This window comes from Corynebacterium sp. HMSC27B11, assembly GCF_001815985.1.
GTDB lineage: Bacteria > Actinomycetota > Actinomycetes > Mycobacteriales > Mycobacteriaceae > Corynebacterium.
Window position 1 is genome coordinate 27682 of sequence record NZ_KV823558.1, and the last position, 16995, is coordinate 44676.

The window sequence follows — 16995 nt, forward strand, 5'->3', positions numbered from 1 at the left end:
TAAGCGACGTGCTGCGAACCCATCTAGCAGGCGAACTTCGCCCAGGAGACATCGACTCGGAGGTCACCCTCACCGGCTGGGTAGGCCGTCGCCGAGACCACGGTGGCGTGATCTTCATCGACCTGCGCGACCGTTCCGGCGTCGCACAGGTCGTGTTCCGCGAGTCCGAGGTCGCCGAGCGCGCCCACGCGCTGCGCAGCGAGTACTGTGTCCGCGTCCGCGGTCGCGTGGAGGCCCGTCCGGAGGGTTCCGAGAACCCGAACCTGCCGTCCGGCGCCGTCGAGGTCAACGTCAGCGAGCTCGAGGTACTCAACGAGTCCGCCGCGCTGCCGTTCCAGATCGACGACCCGTCCTCCGCCGGCGAGGTCGGCGAGGAGACCCGCCTGAAGTACCGTTACCTGGATCTGCGCCGCGCCTCCCAGGGCGACGCACTCCGCTTGCGCTCCAAGGCCAACGCTGCGGCTCGCAAGGTTCTCGAGCGCCACGATTTCACGGAGATCGAGACCCCGACGCTGACCCGTTCCACCCCGGAGGGCGCACGTGACTTCCTGGTTCCGGCACGCCTGAAGCCAGGCACCTTCTACGCTCTGCCGCAGTCCCCGCAGCTGTTCAAGCAGCTGCTCATGGTCGCCGGCATGGAGCGGTACTACCAGATTGCCCGCTGCTACCGGGACGAGGACTTCCGCGCCGACCGCCAGCCGGAGTTCACCCAGCTGGACGTCGAGATGAGCTTCGTCGACCAGGAGGACGTCATCGCCCTGGCCGAGGAGATCCTCACCGAGGTGTGGTCGACCGCCGGTTACGAGGTCCAGACCCCGTTCCCGCGCATGACCTACGCCGACGCGATGCGCCTCTACGGCTCCGATAAGCCGGATCTGCGCTTCGACATCCAGATCACTGAGTGCACCGAGTTCTTCAAGGACACGACCTTCCGCGTGTTCCAGAACGAGTACGTCGGTGCCGTCGTCATGGATGGTGGGGCCAGCCAGCCACGCCGCCAGCTCGACGCCTGGCAGGAGTGGGCCAAGCAGCGCGGTGCGAAGGGCCTGGCCTACATTCTGGTGGGCGAGGACGGCGAGCTGTCCGGTCCAGTCGCGAAGAACATCACCGACGACGAGCGCGCTGGTATTGCCGACCACGTCGGTGCGAAGCCGGGCGACTGCATCTTCTTCGCAGCCGGCGACACCAAGTCTTCCCGCGGCCTGCTGGGCGCGGCACGCGGCGAGATCGCCCAGAAGCTGGGGCTCATCGACGACAACAAGTGGGCCTTCACCTGGGTCGTTGACGCGCCGATGTTCGAGCCTGCAGCAGATGCCCGCGCAGAGGGCGACGTGGCTCTCGGCAACTCCGCATGGACTGCCGTGCACCACGCATTCACCTCCCCGAAGCCGGAGTTCCTGGACTCCTTCGACCAGGATCCGGGTTCCGCGCTGGCCTACGCCTACGACATCGTCTGCAACGGCAACGAGATCGGTGGCGGCTCCATTCGTATCCACCAGCGGGACGTCCAGGAACGAGTGTTCCAGGTCATGGGAATCTCCCAGGAGGAGGCCCGCGAGAAGTTCGGCTTCCTGCTCGACGCCTTCGCCTTCGGCGCTCCGCCACACGGCGGCATCGCGTTCGGCTGGGACCGAATCGTCAGCCTGCTGGGCGGCTTCGACTCCATCCGCGATGTCATCGCCTTCCCGAAGTCCGGCGGCGGTGTCGACCCACTGACGGATGCGCCGAGCGAGATCACCCCGGAGCAGCGCAAGGAGTCCGGCATCGACGCGAAGCCAAAGAAGGCCGCAGCGGCGCAGGCCGGCGCAACCAAGGCCAGCTCCAAGTAGAGCGAAAAGATCAAAGACCAGCTGGGATGGCACATAGTGCCACCCCGTTGGCGATGAGGATGAGTAAACAGGTGTCCGAACACAATCCAGCCCTCTCCGTGGCAGCGGTCGTTGAATCCGCACAGCGAGTTCTCGCCGCCCGCTTCGGGGGATCGCCGGAACTGAGCAGCCCGGAGAACCTCGGAGGAAACGGATCCTCCCTGGTTCTGCGCGCTCGGGTCGGGCACAATGACTTCCTCCAGGAGCGCACGGTGGTGGTCAAACAGCTGCCGCCGGAGGCCTCGGGGGAGGAGCACTCATCCCTCGCAGACCCGGAGGCCAACCCGTCTCGCGGCAGCAGGCGAATCTCCTTCGACCGCACCGGGCTGTTCCGCGAGCTCGTGGCGTACCAGTTCACAAACATCCTGGCTGAGGAGTCACGGCCGGGCCCGTTGCTGCTCGCCTATGACATCGAGGAACGCCTTCTGATCCTCTCGGACCTCGGTGAAGGACAGAACTTCGCGGAGGTGCTCACCCAGCTGCCCGCCAAGGAACGGCGCACTGCGCTGCGGAAGCTGGGGCGTTCACTCGGCCGTATGCACGTAGCCACGGCAGGCAAAGAGGAGTCCTATGACACCCTCTTCCGCCGCCAGTGCCAGAAGCACGGCTACGCTGCTGAGGACGTCGCCGGCCAGCAGCCGAATATTGCGGAAACTATCGCGATCGGGCGGGAGTTGATGGAGCGCAACCAGATCTCCATGCACCCGGAGGTCACCCGGTTGGCCAACCTGGCGGGGAAGCGGCAGTCGGATGCCACCGCTCGCGCCTTCACCCCCTTCGACCTGATGCCGGACAACATCGTGTTGGCGCAGCGGGTGTTCTTCCTCGACTACGAGTGGGCAGGCTTCCGCGATATCGCCTTCGACGTCGCGTGCGTCGTGGCCGGTTTCCCGCAGGACCTCACGACCCCGGCACTGAGCGATAAGGAGACCGCCGAGTTCCTCGATGCCTGGCGAGCCGAGGTCGTGCACTATTGGCCGGAGTTCCGGGAGGACGCCTACTTCAACGAGGTCCTGGTGGCCTCGCTGATCGCGTGGGCCTTCTTCTCTCTCGCCCTCCTGTACTACGGCTCAGATAGGGTCAACGACCTGCGCGAATTCGATATCGAGGCTGATGACCTGAAGAAGCTGACCACCGCGCAGCTCATCGACCTCGCGACCACTGTGGACGCTATTTTGCGCTTCACGGCGGGGCTGGGGGAGGAGCGTTTCGCCCCCGTCGTCGAACTTGCAGAGAATCTCCTGGCGGCGCTCGCCCCGCTGGGCGCCCACCCGCAGCGACGCGAGGACTAGGCGCCGTGGAGGACCTGTTCAGCCAGGCCGAACCCAACCAGTCTGGGGCCGGTGCTGCGGAGGCGGAAGCATACTTTCACCCGGGCTCGCATGCGCCGTTGGCGGTCCGCATGCGGCCGCGCAGCCTGACTGAGGTGGTGGGGCAGGACCACGTGCTGGGGCCTGGAACCCCGCTGCAGCGGCTCATCGACGGGCGCGGCGACTCCTCCGTCATCCTCTTCGGTCCGCCCGGCACGGGCAAAACCACCATCGCCTCCCTGATCTCGGCGGCATCCGGACGCCACTTCGTCGCCCTGTCCGCCCTGAATTCGGGGGTTAAGGAGGTGCGGGCAGTCATCGAGGACGCCCGTCGCCGGTTGCTCCACGGGGAGCGCACCGTGCTCTTCATCGACGAGGTGCACCGCTTCTCCAAAACCCAGCAGGACGCCCTGCTCGCCGCCGTGGAGAACCGCACTGTGCTGCTGGTCGCTGCCACGACCGAGAACCCGAGCTTCTCCGTGGTCTCTCCGCTGCTTAGCCGTTCGCTGCTGGTCCAGCTGAAGTCGCTGGATGAAGAAGGAATTAAGTCCGTGCTGCGTCGCGCCATCTCCGATGAGCGGGGCTTGGCCGGCAAGGTGCAGATCGCAGACGACGCCTTAAACCAGCTCGCCGCGGTCTCCGGCGGGGACGCCCGGCGCAGCCTGACCTACCTCGAGGCCGTCGCCGAGGACGTCCTGCAACAACGGCAGGACGGTGACGAGCCTCCCACGATCACGGTCGCCGACGTCACCCGCTCCACGAATAAGGCGGTGGCTCGCTACGACCGCGACGGCGACCAGCACTACGACGTCACCAGCGCATTCATCAAGTCCATGCGAGGCTCCGACCCGGATGCCGCGCTGCATTACCTCGCCCGGATGCTTGAGGGAGGGGAGGATCCCCGATTCATCTCCAGGCGCTTGGTTATCGTCGCGTCGGAGGACATCGGAACCGCGGACCCTACCGCCCTGCAGGTCGCCGTCGCGGCGCACCAGGCGGTGAGTTTCATCGGCATGCCCGAGGCCAGGATCACGCTGGCCCATGCAACCGTCCACATGGCTACCGCCCCGAAGAGCAACGCTGCCTACGTCGGTATCAACGAGGCTATCGCCGACATCCGGGCAGGCAAGGGGGCGATCGTTCCCGCCCACCTGCGCGACGGGCACTACAGCGGCGCGAAGGCCCTCGGCAACGCCACCGGCTACCAGTATCCGCACGATGACCCCCGGGGCGTGTTGCGTCAACAGTACCTGCCGGATGACCTGGCCGAAGTGGAGTACTACCGGCCCACCACTCACGGCCACGAGCGTACGATCCACAGTCGCCTGGACACGCTGCGGGGTATTGTGCGTGGGTCGCGCCCGGGCAAGTAGAATGCCATCTGTAGTTTTAGCTTTCCCCGCGGCACGCAACCCGCAGGAGGCGGTTGGCCCCACCAAGGCCGCCAAGACAACCCGAGACAGATTGAGGTAGCACAACCGTGCAGACGCATGAGATTCGCCAGCGCTTCACCGACCATTTCGTGAAAAGCGGTCACACCGAGGTGCCCAGCGCGTCGTTGATCCTCGACGACCCGAACCTGCTCTTCGTCAACGCGGGCATGGTCCCCTTCAAGCCCTACTTCCTGGGTCAGGAGACCCCGCCGTTCGGCACCGCCACCTCCATCCAGAAGTGCGTGCGCACCCTCGACATCGACGAGGTCGGCATCACCACCCGCCACAACACCTTCTTCCAGATGGCTGGCAACTTCTCCTTCGGCCAGTACTTCAAGGAAGGCGCGATTAAGAACGCGTGGACGCTGCTGACCAACTCCCTCGACGACGGTGGCCTCGGTATGGACCCGGATCGCCTCTGGGTCACCGTCTACGAGGACGACGACGAAGCTGCGCAACTGTGGCACGACCTCGTTGGTCTTCCTACCGAGCGCATCCAGCGCCTCGGGATGGAGGATAACTACTGGCACATGGGCGTGCCCGGCCCGTGTGGTCCGTGCTCCGAGATCTACTACGACCGCGGCCCGGCTTATGGCGCGGACGGTGGCCCGGCGGTGGACGATAGCCGATTCATCGAGATCTGGAACCTGGTGTTCATGGAGTTCGAGCGTGGCGAAACCAAGCCCGACGGCAGCTTCGACATTGTGGGCACTTTGCCGAAGAAGAACATCGATACCGGCATGGGCGTGGAGCGCCTCGCATTCCTGCTGCAGGGCGTGGATAACGTCTACGAGACCGACCTGCTGCGCCCGGTGATCGACACCGCAGAGAAGCTGACCGGCACTCGCTACGGCTCGGAGGACAAGGGCGATATCCGCTTCCGTGTCATCGCCGACCACAGCCGTACCGCGCTGATGCTCATCCTCGACGGCGTGACCCCAGGCAACGAGGGGCGTGGCTACATCCTGCGTCGCCTGATCCGCCGCATCATTCGCTCCGCCCGACTGCTGGGGGCTCAGGGGCCTGTCATCGAGCAGCTCCTGGACACCGTCCGCGAGGCGATGACCCCGTCCTACCCGGAGATCGCGGAGAACTGGGAGCGCATCCGCTCCGTGGGCGTGACCGAGGAGAAGGCCTTCCTGAAGACCCTCGAGTCCGGTTCCCAGCTTTTCGAGCAGTTCCTCACGGAGGCCCGCAACAGCGGCGCCACGGTGGTTCCGGGCGAGGTTGCCTTCTCGCTGCACGACACCCACGGCTTCCCGATCGACCTGACCCGCGAGATGGCCGAGGAGGCCTCGCTGACGGTCGACGAGGAGGGCTTCCACGAGCTGATGGCCGAGCAGAAGGCTCGCGCCAAGGCTGATAACGCCGCCAAGAAGCACGTCCACGCGGACCTGAGCGTCTACCGCGCATTCATCGATTCCCACCCGACCCACTTCACCGGCTACGAGAACACGGTGGACGAGGGCAAGGTTCTGGGCCTGGTCGTCGACGGCCAGCTCGCCGACCGCGCGTCCGCCGGCCAGCACGCCCAGGTCATCCTGGATCAGACCCCGTTCTACGCTGAGTCGGGTGGCCAGATGGCCGACCGTGGCGACCTCCGCGGCCCAGGTGGCCTGGCTAAGGTCGTGGACGTCCAGAAGATCGCCAAGAAGGTCTGGGCGCACCAGATCGAGGTCACCGAGGGAGAGCTCGCCATCGGAGAGCTCCTCGAGGCCCGCGTCGACCAGAAGTGGCGCCACCAGGCCCGTCAGGCGCACTCCGGTACCCACCTGATCCACGCCGCGCTGCGCGAGGTGCTGGGGCCGACAGCCGTGCAGGCCGGTTCCATGAACAAGCCCGGCTACCTGCGCTTCGACTTCTCCTACGGGGATCAGCTGACCGAGAAGCAGCTGCAGCAGATCGAGGAGATCGCGAACTCCGCGGTGGACACTGACTACCAGGTCAACACCATCGAGACCTCCCTGGAGGAGGCCAAGGCGATGGGTGCGATGGCGCTGTTCGGCGAGAACTACGGCAACCAGGTTCGTGTCGTCGAGATTGGCGGACCATTCTCCATGGAGCTGTGCGGCGGTATCCACGTGGACCACTCCTCCCAGATTGGCCCGATCAGCGTGCTCGGTGAGTCCTCCGTGGGCTCCGGCGTGCGCCGCATCGAGGCCTACACCGGAATGGATTCCTTCCGCCACCTCGCTGCCGACCGTTCCCTCGTCGCGAACCTCGCAGCGAATTTTAAGGCCACCAGCGAGGAGATCCCGGAGCGCATCGACGCGCTGACCGCCAAGCTCAAGGCCGCAGAGAAGCAGGTCCAGCAGCTGCGTGCCCAGCAGCTGGCAGCCCAGGTCGGCAGCATCGTGGACAGCGCCGCAGATGTATCCGGTGTGAAGGTGCTGACCCAGAACCTCGGGGAGGGCCTGGGTGCGAAGGACCTGCGTTCGGTGGCGCAGGACGCGATCGCCCGCTTCAACTCCGAGGCGGCGGTCGTGCTCTTCACTGCCCAGGACGGCGAAAAGGTTCCGTTCGTTGCCGCGGCCAACCCGCAGGCTGTCGAGCGTGGGCTGAAGGCCGGCGACCTGGTGAAGGCCTTCGGTGCCGAGGTTGGTGGCCGCGGTGGCGGTAAGCCAGCCCTGGCGCAGGGCTCCGGTTCTGATGCTTCCGGTGTCGACGCCGGCCTGGCCGCCGTGCAGCGCCTCGTGAACGAGACCCTGAGCTAGTTCCGCGAGGTCGATCGCCGATGGCATCCGATTTTTCCCGCGAGGAGATTTCGCCAGATCGTCCCGACCCGGAGACCGACCCGGGGCGGGGACGGCGGCTGGCTCTCGATGTCGGCAGTGTGCGGATCGGCGTTGCGCTGAGCGACCCGGATGGCATCCTGGCCTCTCCACTGGAGACGGTCGCCGCCGCCGTCGACGGCTCCGATGTGTCGCGCGTCGTGGAACTGATCGAGGAGAACTTCGTCGTGGAGGTCGTCGTCGGTCTTCCGGTGGCGCTGCGCGGCAACCACACCGCGAGCACCGCGGCAGCCCTCGACTTTTACGAGGACCTGGCCGAAGAGCTGCCCGACCTCCCGATACGGCTCGTCGACGAACGCATGTCCACCATGGCAGCCACCCAGGCCTTTCATGCCTCCGGGGTGAGCGCCAAGAAGGGTCGGAAGCGGATTGACCAAGCCGCGGCGGGGCACATTCTCCAGGGGTGGCTTGACGCCCGTCGGCGCGTCATCTCGTAATCGAATTGTGATCATGGAATAATGTCCGATGATCGATCCACGATCATCGGATGCATCGCTGTCCTATGGCGATGCTTCGCGTTGCCTTCACGCTTCGAGCGTGGCCGCGCGTTCCGTAGCACCTGAGATCCGAAAGGCATAGTTGCATGACCCTGAAGCGGAGTATGCAACCGAAGTACCGGCGCCGCCGTCAACTGGCAGTCGCGCTGGCTTTGGCGCTCACCCTGCTGTTGGTGGGCATCTCCGGGTACGTCTGGTACCAGCGGTCCGTCGTCGGCCAGCGCGACTACGAGGGTGCGGGCAATGGAACGGTCGTGATGGTCAAGGTCGGCGAGGGGGACAGCCTGTCTTCCATCGCCCCGACATTGGTGGAGAAGAAGATTGTTGGCTCCCGGCGGGCGCTGATGCGCGAGGCCGAAGCCCGTGACGCCAGCCTGCAGACCGGTTACTATCCGCTTCAGGAAAAAATGTCGGCCTCGGCCGCGCTGGACGCGCTGACAGACGACGCTAACCGCCGCGGCGTCGTCGACATCCCGACCGGCCTGCCGCTGGAGGACGTCACCGTCGTGGGCGGGAAGACGCGCGAGGGGATTTACTCGCTGATCTCCGCCCAGACCTGCTCGAGCGAGGATGAGTGCATCTCCTCCGATACGCTGCGCGAAGCCGTGGTGAGCTCCACCCCGGAGGAGTTGGAGGTGCCGCAGTGGGCGAAGGGGGCGGTGGCCGACCGCGCCGATGATCCGCGCCGCATCGAGGGGCTGATCTCCCCGGGCGTGCACCTTTTCGACCCGACCTCGACCCCGCAGGAGATCATGCGCGAGCTGATCAGCAACTCTGCGGCGGAATACGAGGCGACGGGGCTGCTCAAGGCTGCTGAGGCTGTGGGCCTGAGCCCATATGAGATGATCACCGCAGCCTCCCTGGTGGAACGCGAGGCGCCTGCCGGGGACTTCGACAAGGTTGCTCGCGTGATCCTCAACCGACTCAAGGAAGACCAGCGTCTGGAGTTCGACTCCACGGTGAACTACGACGTCGACGAGCAGGAGGTCGCCACGACGGATAGCGACCGCGCTCGCCGCACCCCGTGGAATACTTATGCGAAGAAGGGGCTGCCGGAGACCCCTATCGCCTCCCCGGGTATTCAGGCGCTGCAGGCGATGGAGCACCCCGCTGAGGGCGATTGGCTCTACTTCGTCACCATCAACAAGGATGGCGAGACCGTGTTCAACCGGGACTTCGATGCCCACGAGGCCGCGATCGAGAAGGCGCGCGCCAACGGCGTGCTGGACTCGGCCCGCTAAGCAATAAGCCAGGAGGAAGAGGAAGCCGATGTCGGAAAGCCAGGATGCCCAGTTGTCTACCGGCGGTGACCCTCAGCCCACTGCGGACTCGGCAGGTGCGAGTGTGCTCAGTCCGGAAGAATTTTTTGCGCTAAGCGGCCCCCGCTGCGCGGTCCTGGGCAGCCCGGTGTCGCATTCGCTGTCCCCGGTGATCCACAAGGCTGGCTACCGGGCCATGGGCCTGGACCTGGATTACTACCGGGTGGAGGCGCCGGAGGCACGGGACATCCGGGTGATCGTTCAGGCGCAGGATCCGGACATCCGCGGATTGTCCGTCACTATGCCGGGCAAGGGCGCAGCACTCGAGCTGGCGGGGCTGGCGACGAAGCGGGCCGAGGACATCGGCTCCGCCAACACGCTGGTGCCGCAGGAGGATGGCCGCTGGCTCGCGGATAACACCGACGTCGACGGTCTCACCGCCTGCCTGAACGCGGTGGCAGCCGAGCTCACCGAGCGCGATCCGGAACGAGGCGCACCCTTCGCCGGGCAGACGGCCGTCATTGTCGGTAACGGTGGCACCGCCCGCCCCGCCGTTGCTGCTGCAGCGGCTGCCGGATTCTCCGAGATTAACGTGGTCGCCCGTTCGGAGCGTGCGCTGAACCTGCAGGCACTCACCGAGTCGCTGGGCATGGAGTTTTCCTGGACCCGGTTCGATGCCCCGGAGCTGGGCCACGTGTGTGGCCAGGCTGCAGCGCTGATTTCGACGGTGCCGGAGGACGTCGCTGCGGAGTACGTGGATGAGTTCTGTCGCGCTGAGTCTGTCATCGACGTGATCTACGATCCTTATCCGACCGCGCTGTTGGCTCAGGCCAAGCAGCAGGGGCTGCCAGTCTCCGATGGTCTGCAGATGCTCGCTGGCCAGGCGGAGGAGCAGTTCCGGCTGTTCACCGGCCAGCAGGCTCCCGAGGGACTATTCTTGGCCGAACTGCACCAGCACCTGGCGCTGGACTAACTCGGAGCCTTATCTTCTCAGCGCAGGCGGGGAGGAGATTCCTGCGTGGGGACGAAGGGGGCTCTTTGGGGCAGGGGAGAAGACTCTAGGGGAGCAAGATTAAGGGGGGAGCCATCGGTGATGTGCGCTGTGCTTGCCACGCTTGGCGTGGCTGTGGCCTACCTGGGGGTCGTAGATTGGCGGCATCGTCGCATCCCCAACGCCGTGGTGCTCCCCAGCATCCTCTCTGCTGTTGTCGCGGCGTGTGTCTGGCAGCCTTCAGCACTCGTCGGGGGCGCGGTGTGGTGGCTATTGTTCAGCTTCTTCCACCAACGCTCTGTAAAGAACCGCCACGAGGGGAGCGGAGCTCCTGGCCAGTACTTCGGTGGCGGGGACGCCAAGTTTGCGGCGGTGTGTGGCATCCTTGCTGCCTGGCACGGAGTGGGGTGGGTGTTGCTCGCCATCGGCACTTCCGGCGTGCTCACGACTGGCGGGATACTGATCCAGGATCGGGCCAGAAAGGCTCCACCCCATCGGCCCGTCGCCATGGGACCGGCAATGGTTCTGGGTACTCTGCTGGCCTTCGCAGTGTCCTTATAATTGTTCGATAGCTCACATAGTAGACTTGTCGGCATGCTTCGATGGACTACTGCTGGTGAATCCCATGGCCAGGCGCTGATTGCGCTGGTGGAAAACCTCCCCGCTGGGCTGAGCGTGACTCGCGAGGATGTCGCGGAACAGCTCGCCCGCCGTCGCCTCGGCTATGGTCGCGGCGCCCGGATGAAGTTTGAGGCGGACGAGCTGACCTTCGTCTCTGGCGTCCGACACGGCAAGACCCTCGGCAGCCCGGTGGCCGTCATGATTGGCAACACCGAGTGGCCGAAGTGGACCACCATCATGTCCGCCGACCCGGTTGATCTGGAGGACCCGGAGGTAGCCAAGGCGATGGCCTCCGGTCGCGGGGCAAAACTCACCCGCCCGCGCCCGGGCCACGCGGACTTCGCCGGCATGCTGAAGTACGACCACGACGAGGCCCGCCCGATCCTGGAGCGTGCCTCTGCCCGCGAGACCGCTGCCCGCGTCGCCGCCGCCACCTTCGCCCGCGCCCTGCTGCGCGAGGTACTGGGAGTGGAGGTCTTCAGCCACGTCGTCTCGATCGGTCGTAGCGAGCCCTATACCGGCCCCACCCCGAGTTTCTCCGACTTGGAAGCTATCGACGCCTCCCCGGTGCGTGCCTTCGATAAGGCCTCGGAGGACGCGATGGTCGAGGAGATCAAGGCGGCCAAGAAGAGCGGCGACACCCTCGGCGGCATCGTGGAGGTCGTGGTCAAGGGTCTGCCGATCGGCTTAGGCTCCCACACATCCGGTGACGCTCGCCTCGACGCCCAGTTGGCCTCCGCCGTCATGGGGATCCAGGCCATCAAAGGGGTCGAGATCGGCGACGGCTTCGAGGAGGCCCGCCGCCGCGGCTCCGAAGCCCACGACGAGATGGTGCGCGAAGACGGGGAGATCACCCGACTGAGCAACCGCGCTGGCGGGATCGAGGGCGGCATGACCAACGGTGAGGACGTCATCGTCCGCGCCGCGATGAAGCCGATCAGCACGGTCCCGCGCGCCCTACGCACCGTCGACATGGCCACCGGAGAGGCCGCGACCGGCATCCACCAGCGCTCCGACGTCGTCGCCGTCCCCGCAGCAGGAGTCGTCGCCGAGGCGATGGTCGCCCTCGTGCTGGCTCGGGCCACCGTTGAGAAGTTCGGGGGCGATTCCCTCGCCGAGATGAAGCGCAACGTGGCCGCTTATCAGCAGCAGGTCGCCGAGCGGCTGGATTTCTAACCAACCCGCGGACAAGGAGGCTTCGCGAAAGATGACTCGACCAGGGCAATCCACACCGGTTAACGCGCAGCACACGGCACCTGGGCAGCGCCCCAAGGTTGTGCTCGCTGGGTTGCCGGGCGCGGGTAAATCCACGATGGGCCGGCGCATCGGGCATGCCCTCCACCTGCCCGTCATCGATACCGATGAGCTCATCGCCGAACGCTTCAACAAGCCCTGCGGCGACGTGCTGCGGGAGCTCGGCGAGGAGCAATTCCGCGCTGCTGAGGAGGAAGCCGTCGCTCAGGCACTGCAGACTAACGCGGTGGTGTCCCTGGGCGGGGGAGCTGTGAAGAGCGCGAAGACCCGCGAGGCCCTCATGAACCACCAAGTCGTCTACCTCTATGTAGACGTCGCTGAGGGCGTGCGCCGTACCTCCGGGAACAAAACCCGCCCGCTGCTGGACGTCCCCAACCCTGAAGAGGTCTATCAGCGACTCTACGACGAGCGCCACGAGCTCTATGAAGAGGTCGCGAGCTTCCGCATCCGCTCCGGCAACCACGACCCGCAGCGGACAGTGACTGCCATCCTGCAGTACCTCGAAGACGCGGAACAGCTCTAGGAGACATCACTGGGCCGTTCACCCAAGGCACTGCCACCACGGCCGACCACCAAACCACCACAGCAATAGAGAAAGAATGTGACAGCGTGACAACGCCTTACTCCGCGCAGCACCCCACCCCAACGCGCATCGACGTGCGCACCGCTTCGCCGTACCCGGTCCTCATCAGCCGCGGCATCGAGACGATGATCCCGCCGATGCTCGAGGCCACCGAGGGCGCCGGCACCTTCCTGATCATCCACCAGCCGGCCCTGGCTGAGCGCGCAGCCCATGTCGCGAAGTTGCTGGAGGCCGAGGGCAAGGTCGCCGAGCTGCTGGAGATCTCCGACGCTGAGGACGGCAAGACTATTGCATCAGCCGAGCGTTGCTGGGATCGCTGCGCGGATGCCGGGCTGACGCGCCAGGACTGCATCGTCTCCGTGGGCGGTGGCGCTGCCACCGACCTCGCCGGGTTCATCGCCGCCACCTGGATGCGCGGTATCCGCGTGGCACACGTCCCGACCTCCTTGCTCGGGATGGTCGACGCCGCGGTGGGCGGCAAGACGGGGATCAACACCACCCGGGGTAAGAACCTCGTCGGTGCTTTCCACGAACCGGCCGCGGTCCTCATCGACCTGGACACCCTCAAAGATCTGCCTCGCGAGGAGCTCATCGCTGGCTCCGCGGAGATCATCAAGGCAGGTTTCATCCGTGACGAGCGCATCATCGAGATCTACGAGGAGGACCCGGTCGAGGCGCTGAACCCCGCCGGTGATGTACTCCCGGAGCTGATCGAGCGGGCGATCAAGGTCAAGGCAGAGGTGGTGGCCCAGGACCTCAAGGAGTCCTATATCCGGGAGATCCTCAACTACGGGCACACCTTCTGCCACGCGGTCGAGCAGCAGGAGAACTACCGCTGGCGTCACGGTCAGGCCGTGGGCGTGGGCATGATGTTCGAGGCTGAGCTGGCCAAGGCCGCCGGTCTCATCGACCAGGAGCTCGTGGACCGGCACCGGAACATCCTGCGCAGCGTTGGGTTGGCGACGACCTATCAGCACTCCGATTTCGACACCCTCATTGAGGTCATGGGGCGGGATAAGAAGAATAAGCAGGGCAAGATTCGCTTCGTCGTCCTCGAGGGACTGGCGAAACCAACTCGGCTCGAGTCCCCGAGCAGGGAACACCTGGACGCAGCATGGGAGGCGATTTCGCAGTGACCGCACAGGAACAGCAGCTGACGGTGAGCGTGCTCAACGGCCCGAACCTCAACCGGCTGGGCAAGCGCCAGCCGGAGGTCTACGGGGCGACGACGCTGGCCGACGTCGAGGCCCTCATCGCCGATGAGGCGGCACGCCTGGGTGTGGCGGTGGAGTTCTTCCAGAGCAACCACGAAGGCGAGATGCTCGACCGCATCCACGCGGCAGCTGACCAGGGGCACGCGGTGATCATCAACCCGGGCGGCTGGACGCACACTTCTGTGGCGCTGCGCGACGCTCTCGCGGAGGTCGCCGACGGCCAGGGCTTCGTGGAGGTCCACATCTCCAACGTCCACGCCCGCGAGCCCTTCCGTCACCACAGCTACCTCAGCCCCATTGCCCGCGGCGTGATCGCTGGCTTGGGGATCGAGGGATACCTGGCGGCCCTGCGTTACCTCGCGCAGAGCTAGCACCGCCGACGTCTTTGAGGGCGGGGTCGGGCTCAACGCTCCGCGCAATGACCCGCGCCCGCGAGTGTGGACGCCCAGGGGAGTAGCGTGGGGGTGATTGAACCCAGCATGGGGGAAAACAACGATCGAAGGAGAGCGCGAATGAACCAGACTCAGCGATACGCCGAGCGCCGCAACAAGCTTGCCGCACGCCTACAGGAGCGCGACCTGCCGGGCCTTCTGGTCACTGACCTGAAGAACGTTCGCTACCTCACCGGTTTCAGTGGCTCCAATGCGGTGTACCTGCAGCGGCCGGACGGCCGGGGCGTGCTCGGCACCGATGGCCGATACGCCACCCAGGTGGAGATCGAGACCGGCCAGCCAGAGGATGTCGAGCTCCTCATCGACAATAAGCTGCTCGAGCAAGTCCCGGAGCGGGCTCAGGTCACCGGCTTTGCCGTGGAGTCCAGCCTGAGCATCGGCGAAGCGAAGAAGCTTGCCGCGGACGGGCCGCTGCCGGAGGTGGCGGCCGGCATCGTCGAGGAGCTTCGCTTGGTCAAGGACAGCGCGGAGATCGCCGCCCTCGAGGCAGCCGGGGAGCTCGCGGATTCGGTGTGGCAGGAATTCCTCGACGAAGGCGGAATCCGCGAGGGCCGCACTGAAATCGAGGCCGCAGCGGACCTGGAGTACCGCCTGCGCAAGGCCGGTGCCGAAGCACTGAGCTTCGATACCATCCTGGCGTCGGGAGTCAACGCCACCAAGCCGCACGCCGGTGTCTCCCGCGACCCGATCGTGCCCGGTCTGGTCACCGTCGATTTCGGCATCTACCTGGACGGTTACGCCTCCGACCAGACACGCACCGTCTGCGTGGGGGAGCCGGACGAGCTCTCCGCCACCCTCTACGACGTCGTCCTGCGCTCGCAGCGGGCTGGTGCCGCGGCCGTCGCCCCGGGAACCGCTCTGTTTGATATCGATAAGACCTGCCGGGACATCATCACCGATGCGGGCTACGGCGAGTACTTCGTGCACTCGACGGGCCACGGCGTGGGCCTTGACGTCCACGAAGCGCCGTCGGCGAACTCCCGGGTCGACCGATCAGTAACGCTTGCTGAGGGGATGACGCTGACCGTGGAGCCAGGGATCTACATCCCGGGCAAGACCGGCCTGCGCATCGAAAACACCTACGTGGTCACGGCCGACGGGGCGAAGAGCTGCAACGCCTCCAGCACTGATCTGCGCATCGTTTAAGGTGTTAGAATAAGTCGAACGAGAACGCCCGAGACCTCGGGCGTCGACGTGCGCGCAAAAAATCTCAACGAGAATAGAGGAGCCTGAACTAGTGGCAACCACTGCAGATTTCAAAAACGGTATGGTCCTGATGATCGACGGCAAGCTGCAACAGATCGTGGAGTTCCAGCACGTCAAGCCAGGTAAGGGCCCGGCGTTTGTGCGTACGAAGCTCAAGGACGTCGTCTCCGGCAAGACCGTGGACAAGACCTTCAACGCAGGTGTGAAGGTCGAGCAGGCCACCGTCGACCGCCGCGACATGACCTACCTGTACAACGACGGCTCCGCCTACGTCCTCATGGACGACAAGACCTTCGACCAGGTCGAGCTGCAGCCGGAGCTCATGGGTGACGGCGCGAAGTTCCTGCTGGAGAACTCCCGCGTCAACGTTTCCTTCCACGACGGCCAGGCGCTGTTCGCTGAGCTGCCGGCCAACGTTGACCTCAAGATCAAGCACACCGATCCGGGCCTGCAGGGCGACCGCTCTACCGGTGGCTCCAAGCCAGCCACCCTGGAGACCGGTGCCGAGATCCAGGTGCCGCTGTTCATCGAGACCGGCAACGTCGTCAAGGTGGACACCCGCACCGGCGAGTACCTGTCCCGCGTCACCCAGTAACACCCCAGGAGCCTGATACTTCCTCATGGTTGAACCACAGTCGCCGTCGCCATCCTCGCGCCCCGAAAGCCAGAACCCGCAGTCTGCGGGGGAGGGCAAAGGCTCGAAGGATGAGCGTTCGGCTGCGCGTTTCAAGCGGCGTGGTGCGCGCTATAAGGCCCGCCGCCGTGCCGTGGACATCCTCTTCGAGGCGGAGTTCCGCGACATCGACCCGGTCGACATCATGGAAGAGCGCGCGGAGCTAGCTAAGGATCAGGAAAACCAGATCAAGCCGATCCCGGAGTACACCTCTCAGATCGTGCCCGGCGTGGCAAGCAACCTCGACGCGATCGACGACGCCATCGCCGTGCACCTCACCAGCGATTGGACCCTGGATCGCATCCCCGCCGTGGACCGCGCGGTCATGCGCGTGGCGGCGTGGGAACTGATGTTTAACCCGGACGTTCCGCACCGCGTTGCCCTGTCCGAGGGGATCGAACTTGCCAGCGAGTACTCCCACGTCAAGGCCCCGGACTACGTCAACGCTGTGCTCGACGGCGTGGCCACAGACGCGGACGCCGCGATGGCTGACCGTCTGGCCACCCAGCGCGTGCAGGAACAGTCGGGGTCCGAGGAGGGCTCTGCTCCTGCCCCGGCAGATATCGAGGCGCTGGTTGATTCTGTGATCGCAGACCCCACCGAGCAGGTGGGGGACGGCGCCGCAGAAGAGACCGAAGACGGCCAGGCGGGGGTTGGCGAAGACACCGCCGCTGACGGCCAGAACTCCGTCTAAAAAGCGAGGTTCTTCAGTCGCGGCATCGTGTCGGCGAATGAGTAAATCGCACCCATCTAACCCCGGTTGCCCCGCGCAGCCGGGGGTAGTGCTTTGTGCTATCGTTCACATGAAAGGTTTTCTTTCAGAGGCATCCTTTAACAGACCG

Annotated in this window: 15 protein-coding genes; all 15 read left to right on the forward strand. The window is 65.5% G+C overall.

The genetic code is table 11. The features are described 5' to 3' along the window. Positions 1 to 8: 8 nt before the first annotated feature. The 15 genes from aspS to nusB all read left to right on the forward strand — a co-directional run bounded on the left by aspS (position 9) and on the right by nusB (position 16847). Positions 9 to 1829: an aspartate--tRNA ligase gene (gene aspS, locus HMPREF3097_RS04875; RefSeq protein WP_070761370.1), complete on the forward strand. Its 1821-nt coding sequence runs from the start codon at positions 9 to 11 to the stop codon at positions 1827 to 1829. Positions 1830 to 1900: 71 nt separating this feature from the next. Beyond that, positions 1901 to 3160, forward strand: a complete 1260-nt coding sequence (locus tag HMPREF3097_RS04880) for a phosphotransferase (RefSeq protein ID WP_246821293.1) — start codon at positions 1901 to 1903, stop codon at positions 3158 to 3160. A 5-nt stretch (positions 3161 to 3165) separates the two neighbouring features. After that, positions 3166 to 4551 (forward strand): replication-associated recombination protein A, encoded by a 1386-nt coding sequence (locus HMPREF3097_RS04885; RefSeq protein ID WP_070761373.1) that lies wholly within the window; start codon positions 3166 to 3168, stop codon positions 4549 to 4551. A gap of 107 nt (positions 4552 to 4658) precedes the next feature. Next, positions 4659 to 7325 (forward strand): alanine--tRNA ligase, encoded by a 2667-nt coding sequence (gene alaS / locus HMPREF3097_RS04890; RefSeq protein WP_070761374.1) that lies wholly within the window; start codon positions 4659 to 4661, stop codon positions 7323 to 7325. Positions 7326 to 7345: 20 nt separating this feature from the next. Then, complete coding sequence (ruvX, locus tag HMPREF3097_RS04895; RefSeq protein WP_070761375.1) at positions 7346 to 7840, forward strand: Holliday junction resolvase RuvX; 495 nt, start codon at positions 7346 to 7348, stop codon at positions 7838 to 7840. Between the two features lie 146 nt (positions 7841 to 7986). Continuing rightward, on the forward strand, positions 7987 to 9141 hold the full coding sequence (gene mltG / locus HMPREF3097_RS04900; protein ID WP_070761376.1) for an endolytic transglycosylase MltG: 1155 nt from the start codon (positions 7987 to 7989) through the stop codon (positions 9139 to 9141). 28 nt (positions 9142 to 9169) lie between these two features. Further along, positions 9170 to 10132: a shikimate dehydrogenase gene (locus HMPREF3097_RS04905; protein WP_070761377.1), complete on the forward strand. Its 963-nt coding sequence runs from the start codon at positions 9170 to 9172 to the stop codon at positions 10130 to 10132. A 117-nt stretch (positions 10133 to 10249) separates the two neighbouring features. Next, complete coding sequence (locus HMPREF3097_RS04910) at positions 10250 to 10711, forward strand: prepilin peptidase (RefSeq protein ID WP_070761378.1); 462 nt, start codon at positions 10250 to 10252, stop codon at positions 10709 to 10711. 33 nt (positions 10712 to 10744) lie between these two features. Then, on the forward strand, positions 10745 to 11947 hold the full coding sequence (aroC, locus tag HMPREF3097_RS04915) for a chorismate synthase (protein ID WP_210398539.1): 1203 nt from the start codon (positions 10745 to 10747) through the stop codon (positions 11945 to 11947). A gap of 31 nt (positions 11948 to 11978) precedes the next feature. After that, positions 11979 to 12548, forward strand: coding sequence for a shikimate kinase (locus tag HMPREF3097_RS09740; RefSeq protein ID WP_070761380.1), 570 nt, complete (start codon positions 11979 to 11981; stop codon positions 12546 to 12548). 86 nt (positions 12549 to 12634) lie between these two features. Then, entirely contained in the window at positions 12635 to 13744 is a 1110-nt protein-coding gene (gene aroB, locus HMPREF3097_RS04925; RefSeq protein ID WP_070761381.1) for a 3-dehydroquinate synthase, read from the forward strand. A gap of 17 nt (positions 13745 to 13761) precedes the next feature. Then, a complete protein-coding gene (gene aroQ / locus HMPREF3097_RS04930; protein ID WP_210398543.1) occupies positions 13762 to 14193 on the forward strand; it encodes a type II 3-dehydroquinate dehydratase in 432 nt (143 codons plus the stop codon). Between the two features lie 141 nt (positions 14194 to 14334). Then, positions 14335 to 15420, forward strand: coding sequence for a M24 family metallopeptidase (locus tag HMPREF3097_RS04935; protein ID WP_070761383.1), 1086 nt, complete (start codon positions 14335 to 14337; stop codon positions 15418 to 15420). 91 nt (positions 15421 to 15511) lie between these two features. Continuing rightward, positions 15512 to 16075 (forward strand): elongation factor P, encoded by a 564-nt coding sequence (gene efp, locus HMPREF3097_RS04940; RefSeq protein WP_070761384.1) that lies wholly within the window; start codon positions 15512 to 15514, stop codon positions 16073 to 16075. Positions 16076 to 16100: 25 nt separating this feature from the next. Beyond that, positions 16101 to 16847, forward strand: coding sequence for a transcription antitermination factor NusB (nusB, locus tag HMPREF3097_RS04945; protein ID WP_070761385.1), 747 nt, complete (start codon positions 16101 to 16103; stop codon positions 16845 to 16847). Positions 16848 to 16995: the final 148 nt, after the last annotated feature.

Excerpts from the sequence above, each read along its gene's own strand:
- mltG (WP_070761376.1), top strand. The coding sequence starts at position 7,987 with ATGACCCTGAAGCGGAGTATGCAACCGAAGTACCGGCGCCGCCGTCAA.
- nusB (WP_070761385.1), top strand. The coding sequence starts at position 16,101 with ATGGTTGAACCACAGTCGCCGTCGCCATCCTCGCGCCCCGAAAGCCAG.
- HMPREF3097_RS04935 (WP_070761383.1), top strand. The coding sequence starts at position 14,335 with ATGAACCAGACTCAGCGATACGCCGAGCGCCGCAACAAGCTTGCCGCA.
- HMPREF3097_RS04905 (WP_070761377.1), top strand. The coding sequence starts at position 9,170 with ATGTCGGAAAGCCAGGATGCCCAGTTGTCTACCGGCGGTGACCCTCAG.
- aroC (WP_210398539.1), top strand. The coding sequence starts at position 10,745 with ATGCTTCGATGGACTACTGCTGGTGAATCCCATGGCCAGGCGCTGATT.
- HMPREF3097_RS09740 (WP_070761380.1), top strand. The coding sequence starts at position 11,979 with ATGACTCGACCAGGGCAATCCACACCGGTTAACGCGCAGCACACGGCA.
- ruvX (WP_070761375.1), top strand. The coding sequence starts at position 7,346 with ATGGCATCCGATTTTTCCCGCGAGGAGATTTCGCCAGATCGTCCCGAC.